This is a genomic window from [Clostridium] clostridioforme AGR2157 (assembly GCF_000424325.1).
Classification (GTDB): Bacteria; Bacillota; Clostridia; order Lachnospirales; family Lachnospiraceae; genus Enterocloster; species Enterocloster clostridioformis_A.
The window spans coordinates 1-9,895 of record NZ_AUJR01000082.1 but is presented as its reverse complement, the minus strand read 5'-3'; the positions used below and the strand labels follow the sequence as shown (position 1 = coordinate 9,895).

The window sequence follows — 9,895 nt, the reverse complement described above, 5'->3', positions numbered from 1 at the left end:
ATGTGATGTCCCTGCTGACAAAAGAGCTGATTCCGATACGGAATGATCGACAGTATCCACGACTCCAAACGGCACACTTCCGAAAACCTCGATATTTTATATATCGAGCAGCATAAGTAACAGTTTCATCAATATCTATAATACCCTTTTTTGAAGCAGATGTAAATCTGCTTGTTTGCCTTGCGGTAAAATATCTACAAAACTACTTCTGATAAATAATCCCTATATCCTTCTCTTCAATCTATCCGTTTGGAACGTCAGATCTCTATTTTAAAGAAACATTCTTTCTTTTACAAAAAGTTAACTAAATGACATTGGGGTGTGAACAGTAACAGGCAAACCGGGCGGCTCAGGTATACATGTATGATGCCAGAGGCAGGATTACCGGAATCCAGGATGGAAATCAGAACTGGACAGGCTACCATATGGACTCTTGGGGGCGGGTACATCAGATAGAGAGCAGAGGGAGGGGAGGAGAAGTACACCTATGACTATGCCGGTCATATTACCAGCACCATGGATGCCAATGGAGGCATTATCCCGTACCGGTATAACAGCCAGGGGAAGCTTTGAGAGATTATAGACCAGGAGGGGAACAGCCAGACATGCCGGTATGACCGGGAAGGACGCATAGTGTTCCATGTTGACCGAAACGGTAATCAGGTGCGGAGGAAATATGGCATTGCGCATTGCATAGTTATCCGGAGTATATTGGAAACGGCTGCAACAATCCCCGCAACAGCCCCTTCAATGCACTTTCTTGCGTTTCGCAAGAAAGTGCATTGAAGGGGCTGTTCATTCCCAAACTCTACCGCAATTATTTTAACCCTGTCTGCAAGTATCTTGAATTTAAGCCAAAACTTCGCTGTGCTATACTTTTTTCAGATCATAAAACAAGCACTCAAAAGGGAGGTAACAAAAATGAAACGAAGAATGTATGGCGCACTGGTGGCAGCGGGTCTGGTCTCCGCACTGATCGCGGGCTGCGGCTCCTCCAACACGGCGGCCACGGAAGCGGCGAAAGCGGTGGAGACGGCAGGGACTGCAGGCGCAGAGTCCCCGGCCGGCACGGCGGAAGGCGCTGAGGCTGTGGGTAATGCTACGGCCGGTGTGATCTGGTACAATTTTGCGGATACTTTTATCGCCAATGCCCGCCAGTGTCTGGGCAACGTTGCGGCCGCCGACGGAACCATTAAAATCAGCGACGCGGACAGCCAGAACGACATTACGGTCCAGGATAACAATTTCAACAATTTTTTGACCCAGAAGCCAAAGTATCTTGTTATCAACAACATCAACAATCCGGCTGCCGACTCCATCGCAAAGACCTGTACGGACAACGGCATTGTGGCAATTTTTGCAAACACCACAAGTCCCAGCGACGACGCCTTTGCCCAGAATGAAAATCTGTGGTACGTCTCGTCCGTATCCACCCAGTCGGGCGAAAATATGGGTAACGCCATCGCAGAGTATTTTAACACCCACGAAAATTGGGACCGAAATGGCAACGGAAAGGTGGATTTCATTCTCCTTCAGGGAATGCAGACCTTCAGCGATACCATCAACCGTTCCTCCTACAGTCTGGCCGCCATCGAGGGCGCGGGATATGAGCTGGGCAAAAACATCGGCGGAGACGACGTGACGGGCGTGAAAGGCGGAGACTCCATCAACGGCGTGCTGTGTAACTTTTCCCGTTCCGAGGCGCAGACGAACGTGGAAGCGCTGATTGCCAATTATGGCGACGATATCGACTGCATTCTTGCGGATAACGACGATGAGGCGCTGGGCGCAATCGCAGCGCTTCAGGCCCACGGATATTTCACAGATGAGAGCAACATCGTCCCTGTGGTAGGCGTGGACGCCACGGTGGCAGGCTGCGAGAGTATAAAGAACGGAACGCTTCTGGAAACCAGCCTGAACAATCCTGTCAAGCTCGCTAAATCCATTTACAAACTGATGTACCTGCTGGAGAAGGGCGAGGCGGTTACCACGGAGAGCATTGGAATCGACGGAGTCCATGTGGAAGGGCACAAAATTCTGATCGACTATATTTCCATCACCAAGGACAATGTGGGAGACGCAAGCTATGATATCAACGATACCAGCTTCTGATAATTGCAGGCAGTTTGTGTTCTGAGGCAAAGAACCATAAAAGATCAGGTTCCTTATGCCTGGTCTTTTATGATAAGAGGAGAAAATGAACATGAGTAATGCAAAATATGTTTTAGAAGCGGTTGATATTACGAAAACCTTTCCCGGAGTAAAGGCCCTGGATGGCGTTTCGCTGCGCGTGAAGCCTGGCACCGTGCACGCTCTGATGGGGGAAAACGGTGCAGGAAAATCCACTCTTATGAAGTGTATCTACGGCATCTATTCCCCAGATGCGGGGCTCATCAAAATAAGCGGAGAGAAGGTGGAGATAGAAAACCCCAGAAATGCCATGGATCTGGGAATATCCATGATTCATCAGGAGCTCCACCCGGTGCGAACCCAGAATGTCAGTGAAAATATTTTTCTCGGCCGCCTGCCCTACAAAAAGCGGGCGGGGGTGCGTTGGGTGGACCGGGAGCGGCTGGTCAGGGATACCCAGGAGGTATTTGAGCGGATCGGCATCAAAATCGACCCGAAACAGAAGGTATCGGAGCTCTCGACCTCCTACTGCCAGCTGTTAGAGATCGCCCGGGCGGTGTCCATCGGAGCCAAGGTAATTATCATGGATGAACCTACCTCCTCCCTAACGGAAACGGAGACTGAAATATTATTCAGAATTATCAGGCAGCTGAAGGAGGAGCGCGCCGCAGTGATTTACATCTCCCACAAAATTGACGAGATCCTTCAGATATCCGATGAAATTACCATTATGAGGGACGGAAAGCTGGTGGGGACCTGGCCTGCAAAGGAGATGACAACGGATACGATTGTGAGCCGGATGGTGGGACGGGAGATGAATAACCGCTTCCCGCCTAAGACGCACAAGCCCGGAAGCGAAGATTGGTTAAGGGTGGAGGGACTGACCAGCGTCAATCCACATTCCTTCCAGAATGTGAGCTTTTCGGTGCGCAGAGGTGAGATATTCGGGATCGGCGGACTGGTGGGCTCCCAGAGAAGCGAGCTCATGGAAGCTATTTTTGGCCTGGGTGAAATCAGGAGAGGAAAACTCTACATAGGCGGAGCACAAGTTCACAACAGGTGCCCGGCAGATGCCATAAAAAATAAAATGGCGCTGTTGACAGAGGACAGAAGAAAGACGGGAAATATCGGCTGCGCCTCCGTGGTGGACAACATGCTGGTGGTGGATCAGAACGTGAATCCCAGGCGATACCGGAAAAACGGCTTGTTTCTGGACAAGAAAAAGCGCGGACGGGAGGCAAAGCGGTATGTGGATATGCTCTCAGTCAAGACCCCAACCCTGAAAACGCCCATGGAATCGCTGTCCGGAGGGACGCAGCAGAAGGTGCTGCTGGGACGCTGGCTGTTGTCAGAGCCGGACATCCTGATTTTGGATGAACCGACCCGGGGAATCGATGTGGGGGCAAAATATGAGATTTATGAATTGATGGAGGAAATGGCCCGGGACGGGAAGTGCGTGATCATGATCAGCTCGGAGATGCCGGAGCTGATGGGCATGTCGGACCGGATTATGGTGATGTGCGAGGGCCATATGTCGGGGATCATCGAACACTCCGAGATATCGGATGAAAAAATCATGCTGTTGGCCAGCACCTATACCGCGGAAGATGTAAAGGAGAAACCATGAAATCGGAAAACATTTCAAAATTCTTGATTAACAATATTTTGTATATCTGTCTGTTGATTATGATTGTCATAATTGCGGTTATCTCGCCGTCCTTTCTGTCGGCCAGGGTGCTGAGCGATGTACTGATCCAGAGCGCGCCCAAGATTCTGCTGGCCATGGGTATGCTGGTGGTGATCATCGCGGGCGGCATGGATATGACTGTGGGCCGTCTGGCCGGTCTGGGTGCAGTGATTGCAGGCACGTTGGCGCAGCAGGCCGACTATTACCTGAAGTTCTGGCCGGGGCTTGGGGAGCTGCCGATCATTGTTCCCATGCTCGTGTCTGTAGCGGCCGGGCTGATGGTGGGCGCAGTCACCGGTATCATCATCTCAAAATTCCGGGTTCCGGCCTTTCTCGCCGGACTGGGAATGCAGCTGATTATTTACGGAGGAAATCTGCTGTTTTTGAAGAAAGCGCCGAACAATTCCCAGCCTCTGGCAGGCTACAAGCAATCCTTTGTACAGTTCGGAACCGGCTCCTTTATGGGGCTCTCTTACTTGATAATTGTAGCGTTACTTGTTATGATATTAGTATTCGTGCTGTTAAATATGACAACGCTCGGCAAAAATATCTACGCGATAGGAGGTAACAGAGAGGCGGCAAAGGTAGCAGGTATCAACTCATTTAAGATCGACATGTTCGTTTATATGCTCTCCGGCGCCCTGGCGGCTTTTGCAGGCTGTATGCTGGCGGCCCGCACCGGAAGTGCGAACGCGGCGTTTGCGGAGGGCTATGAGATGGATGCAATCGCAAGCTGCATCATTGGAGGCGCCTCCTTCGCCGGAGGAATTGGAAATGTGCCGGGCGCATTTCTCGGCGTCATCATCTTCAGCGTGATCAACTACGGCCTTACATTTGTGGGACTGAGCTCCTACTGGCAGTTTATCGTAAAAGGGCTGATTATTATTGTCGCGGTGGCCCTGGATATGCGCAAGTATGCCGCCAAAAAATAGTAAATGCACAGAGATTACAAAAGATGCAGCGGCTGCCTTGCGGGGCTTTTGACGCTGACGCTCCTCCTTGCTGCGATTTTGCTCTCGGGCTGCGGGAGCGGGGAGGAAGCCTTGTATCCGGTCACGAGGGTATCTGTCATTCTGCCCCACAATGACGACGGATACTGGAGTCTGATTCGGGAGGGAATTGAAGAGGCGGAAGCAGAGCTGGGAGATTCTTACAATATTGATATTCAGATCAGCATTCCCCAGCTCAATTACAATATCAGCCAGATGACGGATATCCTGAAGCAGCAGGTGGCTGCCAGGGTGGACGTGATTGTGATCCAGGGAAATGAGGACGAAACCTTTCGGCAGGTGATTCTGGAGGCACAGAACCAGGGAATTCAGATCATTTGCGTGGATACGGCGATCCGGGATTTTCCGTGCAACTTGTATATTGGAACCGACAATTATGAGGCCGGAAGAATGTTGGGCGAGAACCTGGCCAGGCTGGCGGGCCAAGAGGCGAGGGCTGCGGTGGTGACGGGAGAACCCGGCTATTTAAATTTGGAGCAGCGTTTGCAGGGATTCCAGGATGTGATCGCCCAGTATCCCGGCATAGAGATCACCAGCGTGAACTACAACCACTACGATGGGCTTACCTTTATGAATCAGTACCACAGCCTGTCCGATGAGGCGGATATTCTGGCGTGCCTGGAGGGCACGGGAGGACAAACACTGAGCCATGCCTTCACAGGGCCTGACACGGAGTACCGCTTTGTAGTTGGATTTGATGCGTACACAGGGGTGGAAAGCCGCGTGCTTGCGGGGGTGGTAAAACAGGATACGAACCAGATGGGCCGCCGTATCGTGGAGGAGATTGCAAATTATGTATCGGAGGGCAGTTACACGGGCGACGTTATCTATACGGACTGTTATTGGCTGTCCGCCGATTATTACGACGAGGTCAGCCGATGAAAAAATCCGTCTTTTTAATACGGTAGCAAAAAAATATGCCATGGGATATATCATTATGGGATTTTTCGTGCTGGTGTTCCTGGTGTCCGGTCTGTTTGAAAATTTCTACGTTTCCAGCCGGTACTCCCGGGCAACCTCGGAGCTGGTGGCGGTCAACCGTCTGGAAACCGCGGTCAACGATCTGAATGAGAGCGTCAACTTGGCATACCTGTACCTCTCCACAGATGGAGTAAAAGCCTATGACAGGGGAAAGGGCAATGTCCTGGGGGGGATAACGGGGATCGAGGCTCAGCTGGAACAGCGCTTTGAACGGGAGGAGTCCGATGCCTGCAACACCGTCAAGACTTACATTGAAAAAAGTGAAGGCTTGATGGAAAGCCTGGGGGAATATTTAAACGGGAAGAAACGCAGAGGCGCGGATTATACCTCTCTGGAACAGCAGTACGGTGAGCTTCAGGAGGTTTATGGCTACGTCAATCTGCGGTTTCAGAATACCTACACCGCAAAGCTGGGGACCTTGAGAGCGATGCAAGAGCGCTTGGACCGGCTGCAGAGATACACCGCCATGTTTCAGCTGGCGCTTATGACCGTGATGGGGCTCATCTGCAGCGTTTACCTGTACAAGGTCATCCGGGAGGTGTCCGGTTCCATCCGGAAAATGATGGCGGGCGTAAATTCCATGCGGGAGAATATCTCCTTGGCGGAGCCGATTCAGGTGGGCAGCAATGACGAGTTCGACGAGTTCGCGGGGGCGTTCAACCACATGATTGAGATTATCCGGGATCAGATGCGCAAGATCGAGGAGAACGCAGATATTAAGGAGCGCCTGGCCGCCTTGGAGATTGAAAACCTGCGCATATACAGCGAGCTGCAGAAAAGCCATCTGAATTTTCTGCAGTCCAGGATTAATCCCCATTTCCTGTTCAATACCCTGAACATGATTTCCTCCCTGGCGCGCATCGAAAATGCAGACCAGTGCGCGGAGCTTATGGAGATCACGGCCACGTTTCTGCGGTATAATCTGGACAATATCTCAAAGACCGTGACGCTGCAAAAAGAGATGGAAAATCTGAAGGACTATGTGGCCATCCAGGAATACCGGTATGGAGGAAGGTACTCTTACTTCTTTGATGTGGATGAACGCTGTCTTGATTTCAAGATGCCCTGTATGATTCTCCAGCCCCTTGTGGAAAACGCCATCCAGCACGGGATTGCCATGAAAATGAGCGGCGGCTGCGTGTGGATCAGGGTGTTCCGGACCGAAAATCACATCTGTATGGAGGTAAGTGACAACGGAGTGGGCATGACGCCCCAGCAGATCCGCCGCATCTACGAGGATTTTGAAAATAACGGTTCCTCCGGCATGCACATCGGGCTGCGGAATATTTATCACAGAATCCAGCTGTTTTACAACGGGCATGCAAAATTTGAAATTGAAACTATGAATCCGGGGTTAAAAATTATGATTTGGCTTCAGCGGGAAGGGTGACCTATGAATTTTACGATGGTGATTGCAGACGACGAGCCGCTGGTGCTCAAAAGCCTGGAGATGCTGGTGGCAAAAAATTTTCCGCACATCCAGGTGACCGGGCTGGCCGAAAACGGTGTGGAGCTGAAAGAACTGTTGGAACGGCTGGAGCCGGATCTGGCGGTGGTGGACATACGGATGCCGGGATTGTCCGGGATCGAGGTGATTGAGCTTATGCGCAGCAAGGGCTGTAAAACCCGTTTTATCATCAATACGGCGTTCAGCGATTTTGAGTATGTGAAAAAAGCGCTTGACCTGAAAACCGACGGATACATCTTGAAACCCGGCAAACAGGACGAGAAGATCAAGGTGATTACGGAGCTGTGCAGGGCGGTGGAGGCTGAGCGGGAGAAAAACAGCAGGCAGAGCAATCTGGATTCGGCGCTGCAAGTAGTGAACCCTTACCTGGGCAGCGAAATTTTGATGTCCATATTTTCAAAAAAATGCGATGAGGAACATTTTAAGGTCTACCTGGACATCAATGGGTTGCATTTTTCCGGAGGATGTATCGCGACATTTCTCATCAAAAGGCCGGACCAGATGGGGGCCAGGGAACTGAATGGGGAGTTAGGGAAAATACTGGACGGGATCTGCGGCTTTCTGGCCACCGTCACATCCGACGGAATCGTTGTGCTGCTCTTTGCTCCCGAGCGTTCGGACCGGGAGGAGCAGAGAAGCTGGTGCGCAGGGCTGGCGGAGCTCATCGCGCAGGATCTTATGGATCGCACGGGATCGGAATGCCTCTATGGGGTGGGCGCTGTCTATCCTTCCTTTTCCGATATGCCGCGCTCCTACCAGGAGAGTATCGTCAAACTCAGGGAGGATCACAAAGACCTGCCGGAACTGCCGGCGGATAATGCCGATAAGATAAAGGATTATGTGGAAACAGCCAAACGATATATCGTTAGCAATTTTATCCGGGACATTTCCCTGATGGCTTGCGCGGAGAGCGTGGGTATCAGTCCGTATTACCTGAGCCACATTTTTAAAGAAAAGACGGGAAGCACCTTTGTGGAGTACCTGACTGCGGTGCGCATTGACCGGGCGAAAGAGCTGTGCCGGAATCAGAATCTCACCGTCAGGGATATTTCAGACCGGTGCGGGTATATCAATACCACGTATTTCTGCAAGGTGTTTAAGCGAAACGTGGGGAAAACCATTGGGGCATACAGGCAGGAATTGCTAAGAACAGAATCAGAGAGGGGAACATAATGTCAGAGTTAAGCAAGCGAATGAGAGCGGAATGGAGCGTAAACGATGCAAAGCGAGACGCAGGGCTTACCACGCCGGAAACAGTTGAGCGGTTCGACGGCCTTGCCTACGGGCCGGATCCTGTCTGGAACCGGCTGGATGTTTACCGCCCCAAATGTGAAAGGGGAAACCGGCTGCCGGTGATTGTGAGCATCCATGGGGGCGGCTGGGTATACGGGGACAAGGAGCTGTACCAGTTTTATTGCATGTCGCTGGCCGGGAGGGGATTTGCGGTGGTGAATTTCTCGTACCGGCTGGCGCCGGAGTTCAAATTTCCTGCCCAGCTGGAGGACACGAACCTGGTGATGGAATGGGTCCTTGCGAACCGTGAGACCTATGGATTCGATGCGGATAATATTTTCATGGTGGGGGATTCTGCTGGGGCACATCTGCTGGGGCTGTATACCGCCATCTGCACCTCCCCGGAGTACGCTGCCCGGTACCCTTTCAAGGCGCCTCAGGGATTTGTCCCCAGGGCGATCGGGATGAACTGCGGCGCGTATGAGCCGCTGACAGAGGAGGAACATGAGGGCGGGAGCATGAACCTGGAGCTTATGGGAGATCTGTTGCCGGAGAGGGGATCCCGGAGCGAGCGATGTCTGATCAATGTGACCGAGCACGTGAACAGCAGCTTCCCGCCGGTATACCTTATGACTGCGGTAGGGGATTTCTGTATGGATCAGGCCCCCAAGCTCAGAGAAAAGCTTAAAGAGGCCGGTGTGTATTGTGAGTACAAGCTATACGGGGATCAGGAGCGGCCGCTTTACCACGTGTTCCATCTGACCGTGCAGGAGGCGGAGGGACAGCAGTGCAATGACGAGGAGTGCGGATTTTTCCGACGGATGATGAAGGGGAGCAGGAACGCAGGTTCTGTATTGGGGCTGCCGCACTAAGAATTGTTAAAGCGACAGCCACTTTTGTGTTTTTAGACCTGACCCACAAAATACCACGATTTTCTCGATGAACATCCACACAATTTCGAGAGTCAGCTCTTAAATATCTATGGATTGCTAACATGAAATATCTTGGTTAGCACGGTAACTGTATTTATTTTCCAAGCCTAAGGTAAAAACCACCGCCTTTAGGCGGTAGAGCTTCAGCGGCATTTCCTTTTCCAGGAGGCAGTGATATAATTGGCGTATCGGGAGGTACGTAGAAATGGCAAATTACAGAAATGGGAGTCATACGGTATATGATATAAAGTACCATTTTGTGTGGATAACGAAATATAGATATGAAGTATTAAAAGGAGATGTAGCCTTTAGGCTACGAGATTTGCTGAGACAAGGCTGTGACAGTCAGGGAATAAAAATATTACAAGGAAGTATACAGCCGGATCATGTACATATGCTATTGTCATGTCCAGCGAACTTGGCCCCCAGTGAGATTATGCAGAACCTGAAAGGA

At 51.3% G+C, this 9,895-nt stretch carries 8 protein-coding genes; all 8 read left to right on the top strand.

What is annotated here, in order from left to right:
* Positions 1–921 precede the first annotated feature (921 nt).
* Positions 922–2,112, top strand: a complete 1,191-nt coding sequence (locus G614_RS0122475) for a substrate-binding domain-containing protein (protein ID WP_027643713.1) — start codon at positions 922–924, stop codon at positions 2,110–2,112.
* A gap of 85 nt (positions 2,113–2,197) precedes the next feature.
* Entirely contained in the window at positions 2,198–3,757 is a 1,560-nt protein-coding gene (locus G614_RS0122470; protein ID WP_044918620.1) for a sugar ABC transporter ATP-binding protein, read from the top strand.
* Positions 3,754–4,749 (top strand): ABC transporter permease subunit, encoded by a 996-nt coding sequence (locus tag G614_RS0122465; RefSeq protein ID WP_027643711.1) that lies wholly within the window; start codon positions 3,754–3,756, stop codon positions 4,747–4,749. The genes G614_RS0122470 and G614_RS0122465 overlap by 4 nt, the downstream gene beginning before the upstream one ends.
* A gap of 111 nt (positions 4,750–4,860) precedes the next feature.
* Complete coding sequence (locus tag G614_RS0122460; protein WP_027643710.1) at positions 4,861–5,709, top strand: sugar ABC transporter substrate-binding protein; 849 nt, start codon at positions 4,861–4,863, stop codon at positions 5,707–5,709.
* A gap of 40 nt (positions 5,710–5,749) precedes the next feature.
* The gene (locus G614_RS0122455; RefSeq protein WP_027643709.1) at positions 5,750–7,198 is read left to right on the top strand and encodes a sensor histidine kinase; all 1,449 of its coding nucleotides are present in this window, start codon (positions 5,750–5,752) and stop codon (positions 7,196–7,198) included.
* Between the two features lie 3 nt (positions 7,199–7,201).
* Positions 7,202–8,449, top strand: a complete 1,248-nt coding sequence (locus tag G614_RS0122450; protein ID WP_027643708.1) for a response regulator — start codon at positions 7,202–7,204, stop codon at positions 8,447–8,449.
* Positions 8,449–9,381, top strand: a complete 933-nt coding sequence (locus G614_RS0122445; RefSeq protein ID WP_044918618.1) for an alpha/beta hydrolase — start codon at positions 8,449–8,451, stop codon at positions 9,379–9,381. The genes G614_RS0122450 and G614_RS0122445 overlap by 1 nt, the downstream gene beginning before the upstream one ends.
* 265 nt (positions 9,382–9,646) lie before the next feature.
* On the top strand, positions 9,647–9,895 hold a 249-nt coding region (gene tnpA / locus G614_RS0122440; RefSeq protein WP_027643370.1), incomplete at its 3' end, for an IS200/IS605 family transposase.